This is a genomic window from Clostridium sp. BNL1100 (genome assembly GCF_000244875.1).
Classification (GTDB): domain Bacteria; phylum Bacillota; class Clostridia; order Acetivibrionales; family DSM-1351; genus Ruminiclostridium.
The window spans coordinates 674567-693392 of sequence record NC_016791.1; the positions used below are offsets into that span (position 1 = coordinate 674567).

Genomic DNA, 18826 nt, shown 5'->3' on the forward strand with positions numbered 1-18826 from the left:
TATAATAATGATAACTAATAAAAAAATAGAGCAACTTTGTGCTATACAAAGGGGACGGGATTTATGCATAAGAGATACATTTTATCCCTTGACCAGGGGACTACCAGCTCCAGAGCAGTAATATTTGACAGCTTAAACGGTAATATAGCCGGAATAAAGAATGTGCCGTTGCAGCAGTATTATCCTCAGCCCGGGTGGGTTGAGCATGATGCTGAAGATATATTCAGAGACCAGATGGCTGCTATAACTGGAGCAATAAAGATGGCCGGAATAAGTCCTGAAGCAATAGCTTGCATCGGTATCACAAACCAGAGGGAGACCGTAGTTGTCTGGGACAAAAACACAGGAAAACCTTTACATAGAGCCATTGTGTGGCAGTGCAGGAGAAGTTCTGAAATTTGTGACAGTTTAAAGATGGCTGGCTTGAGAGATAAAATCAAAAGCAAAACCGGGCTGGTAATAGATGCATATTTTTCGGGAACCAAGATAAAATGGATTTTGGATCAGGTTGAGGGAGCGAAGGATAAGGCTCAAAGGGGAGAGCTCCTTGCCGGAACCATAGATTCATGGCTTATCTGGAATTTAACCGGGGGTAGAAAGCACATCACGGATTATTCAAATGCATCCAGAACCATGCTATATAATATAAATGATTTAAAATGGGATGAAGAATTGCTGAAAGAACTGGAGATACCGGCGTGTATGTTGCCGGAAGTAGTTTCATCATCCGGGGTATGTGCGTATTCAAATGAAAAAATTCTAGGAGCAAAAATCCCTATTTCCGGAATAGCCGGAGACCAGCATGCATCTCTTTTCGGGCAAGCCTGCTTTAAACAGGGCGATGCAAAAAATACGTATGGTACCGGCTGTTTTATTCTGATGAATACTGGAAAGTCACTTGTACCTTCAAAAAACAATCTTCTTACTACTATTGCATGGGGTATCGATAATCAGGTGGAATATGCACTTGAAGGCAGTGTATTCAATGCCGGAGCAGCCATTCAGTGGTTAAGAGATGAACTTGGCATAATAAAGACCGCACATGAAAGTGATATTGAGGCAGAAAAAGTTCCAGACACTGGTGGAGTATATGTTGTTCCTGCATTTACGGGATTAGGTGCGCCGTACTGGGATATGTATGCCCGTGGTACAATTCTGGGGATAACCAGAGGGACAAACAAGAGGCATATTATTAGGGCCACCCTGGAGTCCATAGCATATCAGAGCAGGGATGTACTGAAAGCTATGGAACTGGATTCAGGGATAGAGCTAAATGCACTCAAGGTAGACGGAGGTGCAAGCGCAAGCGACTTTCTTATGCAGTTTCAGGCAGATATACTGGATATACCTGTCCAAAGGCCTGTAATAAGGGAAACAACAGCACTTGGTTCTGCATTTTTGGCGGGACTCGGAGTTGGGATATGGACATCCAAGGAAGAGATTGAAAAGGCATGGAATCTTGACAAGACATATGTGCCTATAGGAAATAAAAAATACTTTGACGGTCTATACTTAAAGTGGAAGAAAGCGGTTGAAAAATCAATGAAATGGGATATTTAGGAGGTAAAAATGGACATAAGACAATTATGTGAAAATGCCGGTGAGGCATCTGTAAAAATGGCTGCACTTAGCGGAGAAGTTAAGAACGATGCACTATTGAAAATAGCTGATGCACTACTTGCAAACAGTAAAAGAATCATAGAAGCAAATCAACATGACCTTGAAAGAAGCGAAAAGGAGAATCTGGCTTCACCGCTTCTTAAAAGACTTAAATTTGACGAAAAGAAATTAAATGATGTAGTTGAAGGAATTAAAAGTCTCAAGGTCCTAGAAGAACCTGTAGGGAAAACTCTATTTTCAAATATGCTGGACGATGACCTTGAGCTGTTTAAAGTTACCTGTCCAATAGGTGTTATAGGTATCATATTTGAATCAAGGCCAGACGCACTTGTGCAGATATCAACTCTCTGCCTTAAAAGTGGAAACTGTGTTCTCCTTAAAGGCGGTTCCGAGGCAAAAGAAACAAACCGAGTTCTGACAGATGTCATAGAAGAAGCTACCGTAGTAGCCGGACTGCCCAAGGGATGGATAAGTCTTCTTGAAAGCAGGGACGATGTAAATGAAATGCTGAAAATGGATGAATATATTGACCTGGTAATTCCAAGGGGTTCAAATGAGTTTGTACGCTATATAATGGATAATTCAAGAATACCCGTAATGGGCCATGCAGACGGTATTTGCCACGTATATGTGGACTCTGGTGCAGACTTGGAAATGGCAAAGAAAATCACAGTGGATTCAAAAACTCAGTACGTTGCAGTGTGCAATGCTACGGAAACCCTATTGGTTGACAGGGCGATAGCAAAGGAATTTCTACCGGGATTAAAGGCTGAACTTGATAAAAAGAATGTTGAAATATTCGGAGATGAAGAAACAGCTAAAATCATAGAAGTTAAACCTGCCAGCGACCAAGACTGGGCAACAGAGTACCTTGATTACATTATATCCATAAAGATTGTTTCCGGTGTGGATGAAGCTATAAAACATATCAATACTTATGGCTCAGGGCATACTGACAGTATAGTGACAAAGGATAAAACAACAGCAGTTAAATTTATGAACCTTGTTGATTCCGGAAATGTTTTCTGGAATGCTTCTACAAGATTTAGCGATGGTTTCAAATATGGTTTTGGTGCCGAGGTAGGAATAAGCACAAGTAAGCTTCATGCTAGAGGCCCCGTAGGTTTGGATGGTTTGTTGAGTTGCAAATACATGCTGATTGGCAACGGGCAGGTTGTTGATGATTATGCCACAAGCAAGAGACACTTTAAGCATGTAAAAATGAATAAGCAAATTGAAGAGATATAAAGACATAAAGGAGTGATTAAAATGGCATTTGAGATTATTTCAACTGACAAGGCACCTGCCGCGATAGGTCCGTATTCACAAGCGGTTAAATGCGGAAATGTTATATATACCTCGGGAGCGATTCCAGTACACCCCGCCAGCGGGAATGTTGTTGCTGGAGGGGCAGTCCAACAGGCAGAGCAGGCAATCAAAAACCTTGCAGAAGTTCTAAAAGGAGCCGGTGCAGGTCTGGGTAACGTTATAAAAACTACTGTTTTCATAAAAGATATGAATGACTTTGCAGCAATAAACGAAGTATATAAAAAATTCTTTACGGACAATTATCCTGCAAGGTCATGCGTAGAGGTTGCGAGACTTCCAAAGGATGTCCTAATCGAGATAGAATGTATTGCTGTATTATAGATGAAAGCATAAAAAAATCAATGAGTGACTTCTTTTTAAGCTCCCATTGATTTTTTTAGTTTATATAATAATTTTAAAGATCTCTATAGAAAATCAGATTTGCTTCCATATCTTCGTCCATAGGGCCGTTCTTGAATAATTTAGTATACTTGCTTGTAAGTGACTTAGCCATCTTGGCTCTGGAGGTATTCAGCTGCATAGACAGGTCTGAAAATGCAGGCTGTTTTGCAAGATTTGTCCTTTGCTCTTTAGGGAGAGGACAGTACCTGAATAATATTGATCTTGCTATTTTGTTGAGTCTGAGGATACCTTTTGATTCATAATTTATCCAGACATCATAATCGCTTGTGAAAATATCCTTCATCATGTTCCTGTTTTTCTGTATCTGTACTTTGATTTTTTCCTTTGCTTCTTCGGAAAGGTCATGGTTTTTCTTATAGAACTGAATGTAATCGGTGTATTCCGAAGTCAAAGATTTTTCAGTTATATCGTTCCATGCCACACCCATCATTGTTCTGCACAGTTCCCATCTGAATGCACCGATAAGTTTCAATACCATATCATATATGTTTTCATCTGTAAATGCAGGGAAAATGAATCTACCGGGTGTATTTCGGCCTCTTCCTGTTATCTCCTGCCACATGGAAGCTCGAGAACCAAAGGTAGGCACTATGATAATGTCAGGAAGAATCTCTTTCATTATCGGTTCTTTCTCTATATTTTTCTTTTCGTTTTTGTACCAGATTTCCCTGTAAAATACTGAAAAATCAGTTTCAAGGATATTCATTATTGCATCTGTAATCTTATGCGGAGTCACAACTGATTTCTCAAGATCACGAGTGATAATATCTTTATGCAAAATAGGAAAATAGCTGCTCATGTGACCATGGCACACTTTCTGATTTGTTTTTAACATGTTATTTATTTCAAAGCTAACCTTGGCGTTAAAGTCCTTTTCGTATGCCGGCTTATCAAGGTCGGTAACAATTTTCCTTTTCTTCATATCTCTGAATACATCATAATAATCCTGCCCGAAATCATTGATAGAAGGTTCCTTACGGTTATTATAAATTTCTTGAAGCCACTTTGTTGCACTTTGTATAGTGAATTTCGAATTCGCATATTCCTTGTCGCATAGTCTATATAAAGCAATGGCTTGTTCTTTGGTCACAAGACGTTCATCCATATAACCAAAATTTAAGAACATACTTATAATTTTTGGATACTGGCCGCTTTCCTGAGCTTTTTTGAAAGCAGTTTCATAAACAGTAAAGAAATCACTTGTAAGTGAAGAACGAAGCTCTCTTGCTTCAGAGTCGCTGGCGGATTTATCCTTTAAGGCTCTGAAATGACTGAGCCGTTTATTAAAACTGTCTTTAAAATCCATAGTGCAGCCGCATATTGTTAAAATCTTTTCAAGACTGTTTTCAAGTTCCTTTGGAAGCTCATTTCCTGAATAAGTACCGTCATCATTCTGAGGTATACGGTTTATGGACGCCTTTTCCTTAACAGCCTCAACCATTTCACTAATCTTTGAAATGGTTATGGAGTTAAAACAGTCAAACTCATTCTGAAGCCTGCCAATGCAGTTTGCAATAACTGCAGCAGATTGTTCCATAATCCCGTAAAGAGTCAGTACTGCTTCCTTATCATCCTTTGAATCTACCGCTATTCTTGCGTAAGAAGACATAAGGTTCACCGGGGCAGTATAGAGACAGTAGATATTATTGTATAATTGGGACAGCTTACTCTTAATTTCACCTACAAGGGATTCCATGAGATCAGAACCCTTTTTTATATGATATTCGCAAACGTAGCCTTCACTGTTGAAAAAGCCCTTTCTTTGCTCAAGAGGTACGTTAAGCAGTTTTGAAAAATACTCAAAACCTGCATCATCTATTTCATTCTCAGTGTCTCCACAATTTTCACATATATATGTATTTGATAAGGAATCCGTATCAACAGGGAAGAAACGTATTCCGTTATCTCTTGCTTCCTGATAAGCGTTTTTGTAGTAATCCAGGTTCTCTATCTCAGGAGAATATTTAAAGTAATATTTATCCTTTATAGCCCAATAATATACGGATAGGTTCTTTACCAATATATCCAGACTCCTGCAAATAGGGAGAAGTTTCTGATAGGAATCATAGCTCAGGTCGATGAGTGTTGCAAGAGATGAGACAATATATGTTGAATAATCCTTTTGAGTATTCATGATATCTCTGATACCATTAGCAGATGAAGCTTGAAAACAGTATAAATTACAAGCTTCCTGGGATCTTAAACTAAAGGAGTTCTTTCCGCTTTTCAAAATGTCATTAACGCTTAGAAAAGTATTCTGCTCCAAGGTAAAAAGACGGCAGCTGTTATCAGCTGTGTAGCCTTCATTATTTGGTGCTGTATCAAAGGGCGACAGTAAAACATCCAGCTTCCCCTGGAGCATTAAAATAACTGATGATACTCTGTCACCCTCAAAAATAATCGTTTCGTTCTGACCGGACAAATATTGGCCTGCATAGTCTGATTTTATGCCCATTTTGATCTCCTTTACCTGTACGAAAATTGAACATTAACATTTGTGGTAAATATTTGAACATAACAAAAAAGCTAGGTTATTCACCTAGCTCATTTATCGGCATATTATACTAAATTATTTACCTAATTCTAAGAAAAATAGGTAATATTACTTATTTTGCATGAATATATCCTTGGGACTTTAGGTACTCTGCCATGAGTACGCCACCGCCTGCAGCGCCACGGACAGTATTGTGTGAGAGACAAACAAATTTATAATCATAAATAGTATCTTCACGAAGTCTTCCAGCAGTTATACCCATTCCGTTTTCAGCATCTCTGTCCAATTTGGTTTGTGGTCTGTTGTCTTCTTCAAAATATTTTATGAACTGCTTTGGTGCACTTGGTAAATCCAGAAGTTGAGGTTCACCCTTAAAGTTTTTCCATAACTCAAGTATCTCTTCTTTTGAAGGTTTGTTTTCAAAGGAAACAAACACTGCAGCAAGGTGACCGTCAGTTACAGGCACTCTTATACACTGTGTAGTTATAAGGGGTGATGATGTCTTTACAATTTCTCCGTTCTCAACTTTACCCCAGATTTTCAAAGGTTCCTGTTCACTTTTTTCTTCCTCTCCACCGATATAAGGTATTACGTTATCAATCATTTCAGGCCAGTCGGTGAAATTCTTTCCTGCACCGGAAATTGCCTGGTAAGTAGTTGCAACAACGTTTTTAATACCGTATTTCATTAGAGGCGTAAGAGCAGGAACATAGCTTTGGATTGAACAATTTGGCTTAACCGCAATGAATCCGTATTTTGTTCCGAGTCTTTTTCTCTGAGCATCTATTGCCTTTACATGATCTGCATTGATTTCAGGTATAAGCATAGGTACGTCAGGAGTCCACCTGTGTGCCGAATTGTTGGAAACTACAGGAGTTTCATTTTTCGCATATTCTTCCTCGAGCTTCTTGATCTCATCCTTTTTCATATCAACTGCACAGAAAACGAAATCCACTTCATCACAAATTTCTTTAACTTGTTCTGTTGCGTTTTTTATTACAATATTTTTAACGTTTTCAGGCATAGGTGTAGACATCTTCCATCTATTACCTACTGCTTCTTCGTATCTCTTTCCGGCAGATTTTTCACTGGCAGCAATGGAAACGACTTCGAACCATGGATGGTTTTCAAGAAGTGAAATAAATCTTTGTCCAACCATTCCAGTACCACCGATTATACCAACTTTTAGCTTAGACATCCTTTATGCCTCCTATTCGTAGATTTTCATATTATTGAAAGGATATTGAATGGAGGGTGAGTCGAATAAAACAATAAAGTGTCCACCATTCAATGACATTTGTATTTGTATTGTGTATTTTATCACAATGACGTCCAAAATTCAATAATAAAAATTTTCTACGAGACCTGCTGTTTGAATAGGGGTTGAGTAATACTCCAGTTCTTTAACTCGGTCTGAGTACCTACCCAGACAGGTGCTTTCACAGGAACAAGAGGATACATTTCCTCCACACAGTAGTTAGACATTCTTATACAGCCGTGTGATATGTATTTTCCAATGGAATAGAACGAATTTGTGCCGTGTATTCCATAGGAACCGTCGGTTCTGTTTATCCCTATCCAACGGGTTCCAAGCGGGTTTTGAGGTGTTCCTCCTTTTACTGGGTCTGCAAATCCTCCTCCTCCCCAATCAGGGTTTATAAGTTTGATGGTGACAATAAATTTACCGGATTTGGTAAGAGAGGCAGGGTTGCCAACTGCAACGGCATACTTTTTCAACACCTTTGCACCTTCATATAATGTTAAGACTCTTGTGGTCTTGTTTACAGCAATCCACCTTCCTTTAGTGGGGGCTTTTGTAACCTTGTCAAGATAAACAAACTTGTTACTGGATAGCCTTTGTACAAGCATATTTTTTGTTGCCGTGTCATATGTACCGGTTACACTCATATTATGGTTGCTTTGAAATAAAAGAAGAGCATTTCTGATATTGAGTTTTTCATCACTTTTAGAAGCTTTTTTATAGTAGCCAAGCTGCTTAATGTATTTTAAATATGTATTGGCAGTAATATCTTTTTGCAACTGAGCCACTTTTTTCTGTAATTTTTCCTTTGCAGCAGCTTCTTCTTTTTTCTTTTGAGCTTCCTGCTGTTTTTTTTGAGTATCGAGTGTTTTATCCAGTATGGTGGTATCAATTTTCACTGCCGACTGTGATACCCCAGGATATTGATTTTTGTCTTTTGCGTCGGCTGCAACGCAAACAGCTGTACTTTCAAATAGTATGGCAATCATTAGTGTGCCAAGCAATAAAAGTCTTTTAAGCATTATACAATCCACCTCTGATTTTTAATTATTACTATATTATAACTGGGAAAATATAGTACCGCATTAGTTCATTATATTAATTTTACTGTTAAAATGAAAATTTCATTACTGTTACATTTTTTGCGATTAAGGTGATTATCACCGCTAGGGGCTCTTTAACGGTGTCTCAGACAATATCTGCATATAGAATATTTCCCTGAATATAAATTAAGAGAGGCTATTTAAAGTGAATGTAAATATATGACATATTGTGACAAAATATTTATGCATTGTATTGAATTTTTATGCATAATAATTTATAATTGTACACATCGATGTTTTATTATGTAGAAAAATAATAGGGGGATTTCAAAATGATGAAAGGAATGTTAAAGAAGGTATTTTGCTTGATTATTGTTGCAGCTATCGGACTATCCATTGCAGGCTGCGGCGGCGGAGAAACAATGAAGAGAATTGAAAAGACCGGAAAATTGGTTGTAGGTACAAGCGGAGATTATGCACCGTATGAATATCACATGCTGGTAGATGGAAAGGATACTATAGTAGGTATCGACATTTCTATTGCTGAGGAGATTGCAAAAGACATGGGCGTAGAGCTCCAGATTGTGGATACTGATTTCAACGGACTATTGTCATCACTTAACACAAACAAAGTGGATATTGTAATAGCCGGTATGAATCCTGACGAAAAGAGAAAAAAATCTGTTGATTTTTCAAAGATTTATTATGAAGCAAAACAGGGCGTAATGGTAAGGGCTGAGGACAAAGACAAATATAAAACCGTTGCTGATTTAAAGGATAAGAAAGTTGGCGCACAGCTGGGAACTACACAGGAAAAGATAGTAAAAGAACAGCTTGAGGGTGCAAACCTTGTATCATTAGGCAAGATTCCTGATTTGGTTATGGAATTAAAAAATAAAAAGATAGATGCACTGGTTGTTGAACTTCCGGTAGCAAGCGGCTACGTTAAGAACAACAACGATTTGGCACTTACAGATATTCCTGTAAAGGATGATACAGGCGGATCAGCTATAGCAGTTAAAAAAGGTAATTCAAACCTTGTAGAGCAGATAAACAAATCCCTTGACAGACTTATGAAAGACGGATTAATAGATAAGTTTGTTCAGGAAGCTAACGAAAAGAATGTAACAACAAAATAATTGACATTGACATTATATGAAGGCCGAAGCAAAGGGGATGTCCACGGGCACCCCTGTGTTTTGTTTTCGGAGAATTTTTATAATAGGGAGGTATTGGCTTGGATTTCGGATTTCTAAGTGAATATTGGTACTACTTTGTAAGCGGTACCGTAAATACAATAGTAATTGCAATTCTCACCGTAATACTGGGTGTTATTATAGGTACAGGTATTGCGTTGATGAAGATATCCCATAACAAGGTTTTAAAAGCAGTTGCATCATCCTATATAGAGTTTATAAGGGGAACACCACTTCTTGTTCAGATAACACTGTTTTTCTACCTGATTTCACTGCCGGAATTTCATATATTCGGTTTAGAAATGGAACGTTTTATACCAGGTGTTATTGCTATGTCCGTAAACAGCGGTGCATATGTGGCTGAAATAATACGAGCCGGTATTCAGGCGGTGGACAAAGGTCAGATGGAGGCGGCAAGATCTATCGGTTTTACTCAGGGGCAGGCTATGAGATATATTGTATTGCCACAGGCACTCAGAAACATTCTTCCTGCTTTGGGAAATGAATTTGTTGTTGTAATTAAGGAATCTTCCGTACTGTCTGTTATCAGTATAAGTGAACTTATGAGAAACACAAATATTATACAGGGCGCAATTTACAGGCCTTTTGAGCCTTTAGCCATTACGGCTGTTATTTATTTTGTATTGACCTTCAGTCTTACAAGGCTTCTGGGATACGCTGAAAGGAGGATGAGGACAAGTGATTAATGTAAAGAATCTGCATAAAACATTTGGGAGCCTTCATGTTTTACAGGGGATAGATGTAACCATTGAAAAGGGCGAGGTAGTAGTTGTAATCGGCCCCAGCGGTTCAGGTAAGAGTACTTTCCTCAGATGTTTGAACTTATTGGAACAGCCCACCGACGGCGAAATAATTTTTGAGGGCATAAATATCACTGATAAGAAAAACGATGTAAACAAACAAAGACAGAAAATGGGGATGGTTTTTCAGAACTTCAATCTATTTCCACATTTGTCTATAATTGATAATATAACTCTTGGGCCTATAAAACTAAAAAATCAGACTCCTGAGCAGGCAAAAGAGAATGCTATGTCTCTTTTGAAGCGTATAGGATTGGAGGAAAAGGCAAATAACTATCCTGCACAGCTTTCAGGAGGACAGAAACAACGTATAGCTATTGTCCGTGCGCTTGCAATGTCCCCGGATGTAATGCTATTTGACGAGCCTACTTCAGCCCTTGACCCAGAAATGGTAGGTGAAGTTCTGGAGGTAATGAAAGAGTTGGCAGCAGAGGGAATGACAATGGTGGTTGTTACTCATGAAATGGGCTTTGCAAAAGAGGTTGGAACCAGAGTACTATTCATGGATGAGGGCAAAATCAAGGAAGATGCTCCACCCAGTGAAATTTTTATAAATCCTAAAGATGACAGAACAAAGGAATTTTTAAGTAAGATACTATAGATAATAAATGTAAATTCTTAAAAACCGTTGGAGGCAAGTATGTTCAAGCTGTTAAAGGATGCAACCGTATATTCGCCGGAATATCTGGGTAAGAAAGACATATTATTTTGCTTTGACAAGGTGGCTTTAATTGAAGATAATATAAATCCTACAGCCTTTAAAGGTGTTGATATAGTCAACTGTGACGGCAAAATTGTGTTTCCGGGCTTTATCGACCTTCACGTCCATATAACAGGTGGAGGCGGTGAAGGTGGATTTACTACAAGGACTGAGGAAGCAAAGGCAGCTGACATACTCAAGTACGGCATAACAACAGTTGTAGGAGTTCTTGGTGCAGACGGTGTTACCAGAAACATGCCCAATCTTTATGCAAAAGCACGTCAACTTGAACTTGAGGGCCTTTCTACTTATATATATACCGGCTCATATCAGGTTCCGGTTATAACTTTAACTGGAAGCGTACAAAACGACATGGTTTTTGTAGATAAGGTTATCGGCGTAGGAGAAATTTGTCTTGCCGATAGCAGGGCATTTGAACCGTCTTTTGATGAAATAAGCAGAATAGCAGCACAAACCAGAAACGGTGCCATTATTTCAGGAAAAGCCGGACTTGTGCATTTTCATCTTGGACTAGGTGAAAGTGCAATGGAGTATATGTTCAGGCTTTCCAATGAAACATTTATACCCAAACAGCACATTCTTCCTACACATGTTAACCGTACTAAAGGGCTTTTTAACAGGGCTTTGGAATATTTAAAACAAGGTGGCAATATTGATTTAACAGCGGGCTTTATCCCGTCGGATAGTGACCCGGAATGTGTTGCTACCTATGATGCATTAAGGACTATCCAGGATAGTAATCTTGATTTTTCAGGGATAACAATCAGCTCAGATGCGTACGGAAGTGTACCTACCTTTGACGAAAACGGAAATGTGGTTTCCTCCGAGACCGTAAGCTGCAAGATACTTTTTGATGAAGTTCGTACAGCTATTAAGTACAGGGGAATTCCAGTGGAAACGGCAATAGGCATTATAACAAAAAATGCTGCCCAGCGACTAAAGATAGACGATAAAAAGGGTACTCTGCAAGTGGGAAAAGATGCAGATTGTGTTATATGTGACAGCGGACTGAATATAGTGAATGTTATTGCCAAGGGGAAAATGTACTAAATAATCTGAGTTAATACATTAAAATGCGTGGTACAATCATATAATTAACAGGTGGACATATTCCTAATAGTTAATTGGAGGTTGATTGCGTTGAGCAAGGATTTTCGCAAGATAATAATAGTATTTATCAGTCTGTTTGTAATATTTGCGGCAGCTGTAACAGTATCTGAAATAGTAAATTACAACCATATCATAAGAACATACCCCCAAAGTGGGCAAGTAGCTGTACCTGACACTGTTCAGGTTACAATGCCCACTCAGGCGGCTTTTGATTTTCAGAAAAGTAAGGTAACCACATGGCTGATAAGACTTTTTCTCAGCTTTGCAGTTCCTGCTTTTTTTATATTTTCAAAGCTATCAATTCACATTAGAAACTGGGCAGCCGGGAGAGCCCATCGCTGGATTTCAATAATTATTCTATATTTCATTGCGTATTCAGTTATTGAGACTCTAATTTATCTTCCTTTGGATATATATACGGGCTTTTTCAGAATGCATCAATACGGCCTGTCAAACCAGAATTTTGTTCAATGGCTAATAGATACAATCAAAAATTTCATTGTAAATACGGTTTTAACCGGGGCAATTATATGGGTTCCGTTTCTCATAATCAAAAAGTCTCCCAAGCGTTGGTGGCTATACATAGCATTAATATCAATTCCATATTTATTTATAGTTTCGTATATACAGCCTGTGGTAATTGACCCTATTTTCAATCAGTATAAGCCTGTTGAAGACAGCCAGTTGTCTTTGAAAATCGAGGATTTGCTGCATAAAACAGCAATAGGTGACTGTCAGGTCTATCAGGTGGATAAAAGCAAGGAAACAAACCAGATGAATGCCTATATGACGGGGGTATTCAATACAAAAAGAATCGTTCTGTGGGACACTACAATAAATTATCTGGACACAAATGAAGTACTGGGGGTTACCGCCCATGAAATGGGGCACTACCTTATGGGGCATGTGTGGAAATCAATCGTTTTTGGGGGCTTGGGAAGTATTTTTATTTTGTACCTTATATATAAGATGCTGGGGTATATACTTAGAAAAACAAAAGGAAAACTTGGGTTTAGCAAGGTATCAGATATAGCAGCCTTCCCTCTTATAATCCTCCTTATAAACCTGATGATGTTTTTTACTGCACCCATAACCAATGCATATTCCAGGAGTATGGAGACTGAGGCAGACCGTTTTGAACTGGAGCTTACAAGGAATAATTTTGCTACCGCAACAGCAACCGTAAAGCTTCACCAGCAAAGTCTTACCATGCCCGAACCCGGTATTGTTTATATGCTTTGGACCTATGACCACCCTACTTTTAAAGCCAGAGTTGACTTTGCCAATAATTATAGACCTTGGGAAAATGGGCAATCGCTGAAATATCAGAAATTTATCAAAGAAGGAAAATAACAGGTTGTGGTAGAAGTAATAAAAGGTTTTTGATTTTTACGTTTTGGAGGAAAAATAATGGAGATTTTAAAGGGACTTGGTATTTTAAATGCATCTTTCTTGGTTCCGGTTATTGTGGTTTTTCTCATTATACTTATTATTGCAAAGGTAGCAAAAAACCTGTTGAAACTTGGCATACTTATTGCGGTCATAGCAATTGGAGTGGTTATCTATTTTAATCTTCCAAGCTTTACGGTAGACAACAGTACAGCTACTCTCAAGCTAATGGGACAGGAGCATACAATAAGTGCAAAAACTGCAAAGGTTATTACCGAGGATAAGGATGGCAAGAAACAGACAGTACTTGTTTCAGGAACAGAAAGGATTGTTCTCCCGTTTAGTAAAGACTTTGCAGAGAAATTTATAATGGAAAAGCTTAAAAACAGTAAATAATAGTGCTTAATCTTAAAAGGTATTTTATATCATGGATTTGATATAAAATACCTTTTTGTCATGCATGGAGATTAAAGATTATATTATAATAAATTACATATATGGGAACACACCTTCATGTGCGATTAGAACCGGTACTAGTGTAACGGACTCTTCAGGCCGGTTTAACATTTCAATAGGTTTGCCATCGGGAGTGGGTGGTGAAATGTACAATTCAGGTGTTTCCTATCATTATTTCGATGTATGCGGTGTTCAGGCGTATATGAGCGATAATACAAACGTAAGAGACGAGGAAACCATTTTCCACCTTGCATATTCAATGTATCACGGCTTCTAGTCTAAAATATAAGAATCGACATTAAGTCCGATATAAGTTAAAAATGGAAAATAAGCAAATAATAAAAAACAGTACATTTAATGCTGAAACGGCATTTAAAGGGAGTGTGGCTAAACTACTTAACAAGTAGTAAGCCACACTCTTCTTTTTTCTCTAATAAAGTTAAGAGGAACAAAATAATAGTCATCAGTCCATCCACCTATTGTTCCAAGAGAATAAAGATTTTTACATAAACTTTTACTGATGTTAAACTTTAACTATAATACAAAAAAATATAACATATAAATAATTAATAAGAAAGGAAAATACTTATGGAATTAATATTTGTATTTGCGGGGGTAGCCTTTTTAATAGCGTTAATACATTCGATAGTTAAGGTTTTCTTTTTAGAAGAAAAATGGGAGACACTAATTTTTTCTAATGGATTAGATAATAAAAATATGTTAGAAATATACTCTTATTTAAGGTCTGAAGGTATAAAATGTATTATTGTAAACTTGGAAAGTGACTCTGGATTTTCTTCATCAAACGGTTTAATAAGTACGAGAAATATTGTTCCACAAAGGCTTGATGTTCATAAAAATCATATACATAAAGCGCGTAACCTAATTTTAAAAAGATACGGAACTAGTTTGGGTTAATGTATAATTATTAAAAACAACATCCAATTTAATGTATCTGCCATGATAGATAAACCTACTATATATCCGTGTTATAAATTCCCAGTGATTTTGTTGGTTTTCACTTCTTATTTTGGGTATAAATATATTAACACAATATAAAAAGAGGTGTTTACAATGGATGCATGGAGATATTTCAAAAACGGAAATTGGTCCGAGGAAATAGATGTAAGGGATTTTATAGTTAATAATTATACACCATATGAGGGAGATGATTCCTTTTTAAAGGGTCCAACTGAAAAGACACAAAAACTCTGGAAAAAAGTCAGTGATAAACTGGATGAGGAAAGAAAGAACGGAGGGGTCCTCGATGTCGATACCAAAATAATATCAACAATGACTTCTCACGACCCCGGATATATAGATAAAGAACTGGAGAAAATTGTAGGCTTGCAGACTGACCAGCCTTTAAAAAGGGGTATAATGCCATTTGGCGGCATTAGGATGGTGGTAAAGGGTGGAGAGGCCTACGGCAAAAAGATTGATGAAAGCGTTGTTAAGCTTTTTACCGAGTATAGAAAAACTCATAATGACGGTGTTTATGATGTATACACTCCTGAAATGATGAGGGCAAAAAAAGCAGGTATCATAACCGGGCTGCCTGATGCATACGGTAGAGGAAGAATAATCGGTGATTACAGAAGGGTTGCACTGTACGGAGTTGACAGGCTTATTGACGATAAACAGAAGCAACTTACAAGTCTTGAAATGGATTATATGGACAGTGAGACCATTCAGGAGAGGGAAGAAACAAAAAGCCAGATAAAAGCCCTTGAGTACTTAAAACAAATGGCAGAAATGTATGGCTTTGATATTTCAAGGCCTGCAGAAACCGCACAGGAAGCATTCCAATGGCTCTATTTCGGTTTCCTGGGAGCAGTAAAGGAGCAGAACGGTGCCGCTATGAGTCTCGGTAGAGTTTCAACATTCCTTGATATTTATATAGAAAGGGATATGAAGGAGGGTACACTTACTGAGGAAGATGCGCAGGAGCTTGTGGACCACTTTGTTATGAAACTGAGATTAGTAAGATTTCTAAGGACCCCGGAATACGAAAAACTATTTTCCGGCGACCCTACATGGGTAACCGAGAGTATCGGAGGTATGGGTCTTGACGGACGTACATTGGTAACTAAGAATTCCTTTAGAATGCTGCATACCTTGTTTAACTTGGGACACGCGCCTGAGCCTAATTTAACGGTTCTATGGTCGGTACATCTTCCTGAAGGTTTTAAAAAATATTGCTCATATGTTTCTATCAATACAAGCTCCATCCAATACGAGAGTGATGACATAATGAGGTATTATTGGGGAGATGATTATGGAATCGCATGCTGTGTTTCGGCAATGAGAATAGGAAAGCAGATGCAGTTCTTCGGAGCCCGTTGCAATATGGCAAAAGCTTTGTTATATGCAATTAACGGAGGGCGTGACGAAAAATCAGGGGTTCAGGTAGGGCCTATAATGCAGGCGGTTGAAACTGAATATCTTGATTATGATGATGTAATGAAGAGGTTCGATGCTGTACTTACATGGGTTGCAAGGCTTTACATTAACACTTTGAATATTATACACTATATGCACGACAAGTACGCTTATGAAAGACTACAGATGTCTTTGCATGATAAGGATATATTAAGAACCATGGCTTGCGGAATAGCAGGATTGTCCGTAGTTGCAGATTCCCTGAGTGCTATCAAGTACGCAAAGGTTAAAGTAATAAGGAATGAAGAAGGACTCGCTACCGACTATGATATAGAAGGCGATTACCCAAAGTTCGGTAATAATGACGACCGTGTGGACAATATAGCAGTAATGTTGGTAAAACGTTTTATGGAAAAGTTGGAGAAACAGAGGACTTACAGACATTCTGTTCCTACTCTCTCAGTACTAACTATTACATCAAATGTTGTATACGGAGCGAAGACAGGCAATACACCTGACGGAAGAAAAGCAGGCGAACCTTTCGGGCCCGGTGCAAACCCAATGCACGGAAGGGACTTGAACGGGGCACTTGCAGTACTTCAATCCATTTCAAAGCTGCCTTACCAGTTTGCGCAGGACGGTATATCATATACATTTTCCATAATCCCAAAAGCACTTGGAAGAGAGGAAGATACAAGGATAAGCAACCTTTCGTCACTGTTAGACTCCTACTTTAAGGAAGGCGGACATCACATTAATATAAATGTATTTGAAAGGGAAATGCTGATGGATGCAATGGAGCATCCTGAAAAGTATCCTCAGCTTACAATAAGGGTTTCCGGTTATGCGGTAAACTTTATAAAATTGACAAGAGAACAGCAGCTTGATGTAATTAACAGAACTATACACGAAAACATATAGTTACAGCCGGACAGGTTCCGAGGGATAACCTTGCTAAAGCAATTTCCTCGGAATCTGCCCGAATACAATTTTTATTTGGGGGTTGCAAGTTTTAAGGAGGTAATTCTGATGGAAATCAAAGGAAGAGTACACTCATTTGAAACCTTTGGGACTGTAGATGGTCCCGGGATTAGGTTTATAGTATTTCTCAAAGGCTGCCCGCTGCGATGCAAGTACTGCCACAACAGAGATGCATGGAGCTCGGAGGGGGCAAAACTGTACACACCTCAGGAGGTTATGAAGGAAGTACTGAAATACAGAAACTTTATAGAAGCCTCACATGGAGGAATAACAGTCAGCGGAGGAGAGCCGTTAATACAGCATGAATTTGTAAAGGAACTGTTTAAATTGTGCCGTGAAGCAGGGATACATACTGCTGTGGACACTTCCGGCTATGTCAATGTTGAAGATGTCAAGGAAACACTTGAGTATACAGACCTTGTACTTCTTGACTTAAAGCAGGCAAACACAGAGAAGCATATGGAATTGACAGGTGTGGAAAATGAACGCATAAAGCTGTTTACAAGCTATCTTGGTGAAATTGGAAAACCAGTCTGGATAAGATACGTCCTTGTACCGGGTTATACTGACGACGATGAGGATTTGCTGGCAGCATACAATTATTTAAAGGGATTTAAAAATATAGAGAAAATAGAGGTTCTTCCGTACCATTCAATGGGAAAGGTCAAATGGGAGAAGCTGAACGTGGAATACCCTCTGGAGGGAGTACCTTCCCCTTCACAGGAAGAAGTGGACAGAGCTAAAAACATTCTGACCACAGGAAAACCGTAGAAATTTTATATCTGCTTTCTTACGGTTTTATATTCATCATTAAATTGGAAGTATGGGCAGCTGTCAAAGGATTTTGACATAAATCGTAGCATTTCATCCTCGTCCAAATTTACCTGGCAGTAATAAGAGCCGTATTCTTCATCGTATAGGTAATTGATACAGCAGTCGCAGTTTGATTTAGTCTTCATCAGCAAAACCCTCCTAAATATAGATTGTTCTTCCACTAGAAAAATGTCTCATGATTTTAATCATTGAGGCATTTTTTTTAATACAGGGTAGTCATTTTCACAAAAATCACCTGTTACAAAATATGATGCCTGTGACCTTACAAGAAGCTGCTGCTGTTCGTTGAATATCTGACCCGAAGCCCTCATAATGGTTTTACCGTTGCTTATTACCTCGCCTACCGCAGTAAGGCTGGAACCAACAGGTGAATTTTTTATATAGCTGTTGTTCATATCTATCGTAACAACTTTCTTTTTAAGTGTAATACAGGAAACTCCCATAACTATATCAGATAATGAAGCCAGAGTCCCTCCATGGACGAAACCATAAATATTACAATGCCTGTCAAGAATTTTTGTCTTGCATGTAAATTTTCCTTCAGCCAGCTCAACTATTTCAAGCTGAAGAAAATTTTCAAGTATAGGACTCTGGTATGTTTCCAATAAATATTTATAAAGCCATGAAAGATGTTCCTGTTGCATTATGAATGCCTCCGCTAAATTGTTTTAGTATAACTATTACCATATATTAAAAAAAGCTGTATTGTCAAGAAGCTATGAGGAATACAAAACAATTAAAGGTTATTTTAAAAAAGCCGATAATGGCTAATTTCTTAAAAGGAATT

The 18826-nt window shown here is 38.2% G+C and carries 18 protein-coding genes; 13 read left to right on the forward strand and 5 right to left on the reverse strand.

The features are described from left to right. The first annotated feature begins 63 nt into the window (after positions 1–63). From glpK to CLO1100_RS02975, 3 genes are read left to right on the forward strand one after another with little or no spacing between them, the layout of a single operon-like run. A complete protein-coding gene (gene glpK, locus CLO1100_RS02965) occupies positions 64–1560 on the forward strand; it encodes a glycerol kinase GlpK (RefSeq protein ID WP_014312271.1) in 1497 nt (498 codons plus the stop codon). A 9-nt stretch (positions 1561–1569) separates the two neighbouring features. After that, positions 1570–2868, forward strand: coding sequence for a glutamate-5-semialdehyde dehydrogenase (locus CLO1100_RS02970; RefSeq protein WP_014312272.1), 1299 nt, complete (start codon positions 1570–1572; stop codon positions 2866–2868). A gap of 21 nt (positions 2869–2889) precedes the next feature. Further along, positions 2890–3270 (forward strand): RidA family protein, encoded by a 381-nt coding sequence (locus CLO1100_RS02975; protein WP_014312273.1) that lies wholly within the window; start codon positions 2890–2892, stop codon positions 3268–3270. 73 nt (positions 3271–3343) lie between these two features. Here CLO1100_RS02975 and CLO1100_RS02980 read toward each other — a convergent pair whose 3' ends face one another. From CLO1100_RS02980 to CLO1100_RS02990, 3 genes are all read right to left on the reverse strand, one after another. Beyond that, entirely contained in the window at positions 3344–5806 is a 2463-nt protein-coding gene (locus CLO1100_RS02980) for a hypothetical protein (protein ID WP_014312274.1), read from the reverse strand. Between the two features lie 151 nt (positions 5807–5957). Next, positions 5958–7043, reverse strand: a complete 1086-nt coding sequence (gene asd, locus CLO1100_RS02985) for an aspartate-semialdehyde dehydrogenase (RefSeq protein ID WP_014312275.1) — start codon at positions 7041–7043, stop codon at positions 5958–5960. A gap of 158 nt (positions 7044–7201) precedes the next feature. After that, the gene (locus CLO1100_RS02990) at positions 7202–8128 is read right to left on the reverse strand and encodes a L,D-transpeptidase family protein (protein ID WP_014312276.1); all 927 of its coding nucleotides are present in this window, start codon (positions 8126–8128) and stop codon (positions 7202–7204) included. Positions 8129–8481: 353 nt separating this feature from the next. Here CLO1100_RS02990 and CLO1100_RS02995 point away from each other — a divergent pair, with 353 nt between their 5' ends. The 10 genes from CLO1100_RS02995 (at position 8482) to pflA (ending at position 17976) form a co-directional block, all read left to right on the forward strand. Beyond that, entirely contained in the window at positions 8482–9288 is an 807-nt protein-coding gene (locus CLO1100_RS02995) for an ABC transporter substrate-binding protein (RefSeq protein ID WP_014312277.1), read from the forward strand. Positions 9289–9386: 98 nt separating this feature from the next. Continuing rightward, complete coding sequence (locus CLO1100_RS03000) at positions 9387–10052, forward strand: amino acid ABC transporter permease (RefSeq protein WP_014312278.1); 666 nt, start codon at positions 9387–9389, stop codon at positions 10050–10052. After that, the gene (locus CLO1100_RS03005; protein ID WP_014312279.1) at positions 10045–10767 is read left to right on the forward strand and encodes an amino acid ABC transporter ATP-binding protein; all 723 of its coding nucleotides are present in this window, start codon (positions 10045–10047) and stop codon (positions 10765–10767) included. The genes CLO1100_RS03000 and CLO1100_RS03005 overlap by 8 nt, the downstream gene beginning before the upstream one ends. Positions 10768–10806: 39 nt before the next feature. Beyond that, positions 10807–11937, forward strand: a complete 1131-nt coding sequence (gene iadA, locus CLO1100_RS03010) for a beta-aspartyl-peptidase (RefSeq protein WP_014312280.1) — start codon at positions 10807–10809, stop codon at positions 11935–11937. A gap of 90 nt (positions 11938–12027) precedes the next feature. After that, a complete protein-coding gene (locus tag CLO1100_RS03015) occupies positions 12028–13350 on the forward strand; it encodes a M48 family metallopeptidase (RefSeq protein ID WP_014312281.1) in 1323 nt (440 codons plus the stop codon). A 57-nt stretch (positions 13351–13407) separates the two neighbouring features. Beyond that, positions 13408–13782: a hypothetical protein gene (locus CLO1100_RS03020; RefSeq protein ID WP_014312282.1), complete on the forward strand. Its 375-nt coding sequence runs from the start codon at positions 13408–13410 to the stop codon at positions 13780–13782. A gap of 205 nt (positions 13783–13987) precedes the next feature. Then, positions 13988–14119 (forward strand): hypothetical protein, encoded by a 132-nt coding sequence (locus tag CLO1100_RS21205; RefSeq protein ID WP_278244391.1) that lies wholly within the window; start codon positions 13988–13990, stop codon positions 14117–14119. Between the two features lie 311 nt (positions 14120–14430). Further along, positions 14431–14760: a hypothetical protein gene (locus CLO1100_RS03025; RefSeq protein WP_014312283.1), complete on the forward strand. Its 330-nt coding sequence runs from the start codon at positions 14431–14433 to the stop codon at positions 14758–14760. Between the two features lie 156 nt (positions 14761–14916). Then, on the forward strand, positions 14917–17145 hold the full coding sequence (pflB, locus tag CLO1100_RS03030) for a formate C-acetyltransferase (protein WP_014312284.1): 2229 nt from the start codon (positions 14917–14919) through the stop codon (positions 17143–17145). 108 nt (positions 17146–17253) lie between these two features. After that, positions 17254–17976: a pyruvate formate-lyase-activating protein gene (gene pflA, locus CLO1100_RS03035; RefSeq protein ID WP_014312285.1), complete on the forward strand. Its 723-nt coding sequence runs from the start codon at positions 17254–17256 to the stop codon at positions 17974–17976. 5 nt (positions 17977–17981) lie between these two features. Here the strand turns inward: pflA and CLO1100_RS03040 are convergent, their stop codons facing one another. Continuing rightward, the gene (locus tag CLO1100_RS03040; protein WP_014312286.1) at positions 17982–18164 is read right to left on the reverse strand and encodes a DUF6472 family protein; all 183 of its coding nucleotides are present in this window, start codon (positions 18162–18164) and stop codon (positions 17982–17984) included. 60 nt (positions 18165–18224) lie between these two features. Continuing rightward, the gene (locus tag CLO1100_RS03045) at positions 18225–18683 is read right to left on the reverse strand and encodes a PaaI family thioesterase (protein WP_014312287.1); all 459 of its coding nucleotides are present in this window, start codon (positions 18681–18683) and stop codon (positions 18225–18227) included. Positions 18684–18826: the final 143 nt, after the last annotated feature.

Excerpts from the sequence above, each read along its gene's own strand:
- CLO1100_RS03025 (WP_014312283.1), top strand. The coding sequence starts at position 14,431 with ATGGAATTAATATTTGTATTTGCGGGGGTAGCCTTTTTAATAGCGTTA.
- CLO1100_RS02995 (WP_014312277.1), top strand. The coding sequence starts at position 8,482 with ATGATGAAAGGAATGTTAAAGAAGGTATTTTGCTTGATTATTGTTGCA.
- CLO1100_RS02970 (WP_014312272.1), top strand. The coding sequence starts at position 1,570 with ATGGACATAAGACAATTATGTGAAAATGCCGGTGAGGCATCTGTAAAA.
- pflB (WP_014312284.1), top strand. The coding sequence starts at position 14,917 with ATGGATGCATGGAGATATTTCAAAAACGGAAATTGGTCCGAGGAAATA.
- CLO1100_RS03020 (WP_014312282.1), top strand. The coding sequence starts at position 13,408 with ATGGAGATTTTAAAGGGACTTGGTATTTTAAATGCATCTTTCTTGGTT.
- CLO1100_RS03045 (WP_014312287.1), bottom strand. The coding sequence starts at position 18,683 with ATGCAACAGGAACATCTTTCATGGCTTTATAAATATTTATTGGAAACA.
- asd (WP_014312275.1), bottom strand. The coding sequence starts at position 7,043 with ATGTCTAAGCTAAAAGTTGGTATAATCGGTGGTACTGGAATGGTTGGA.
- iadA (WP_014312280.1), top strand. The coding sequence starts at position 10,807 with ATGTTCAAGCTGTTAAAGGATGCAACCGTATATTCGCCGGAATATCTG.
- CLO1100_RS02980 (WP_014312274.1), bottom strand. The coding sequence starts at position 5,806 with ATGGGCATAAAATCAGACTATGCAGGCCAATATTTGTCCGGTCAGAAC.
- glpK (WP_014312271.1), top strand. The coding sequence starts at position 64 with ATGCATAAGAGATACATTTTATCCCTTGACCAGGGGACTACCAGCTCC.
- CLO1100_RS02990 (WP_014312276.1), bottom strand. The coding sequence starts at position 8,128 with ATGCTTAAAAGACTTTTATTGCTTGGCACACTAATGATTGCCATACTA.
- CLO1100_RS02975 (WP_014312273.1), top strand. The coding sequence starts at position 2,890 with ATGGCATTTGAGATTATTTCAACTGACAAGGCACCTGCCGCGATAGGT.
- CLO1100_RS21205 (WP_278244391.1), top strand. The coding sequence starts at position 13,988 with ATGTACAATTCAGGTGTTTCCTATCATTATTTCGATGTATGCGGTGTT.
- CLO1100_RS03040 (WP_014312286.1), bottom strand. The coding sequence starts at position 18,164 with ATGAAGACTAAATCAAACTGCGACTGCTGTATCAATTACCTATACGAT.
- pflA (WP_014312285.1), top strand. The coding sequence starts at position 17,254 with ATGGAAATCAAAGGAAGAGTACACTCATTTGAAACCTTTGGGACTGTA.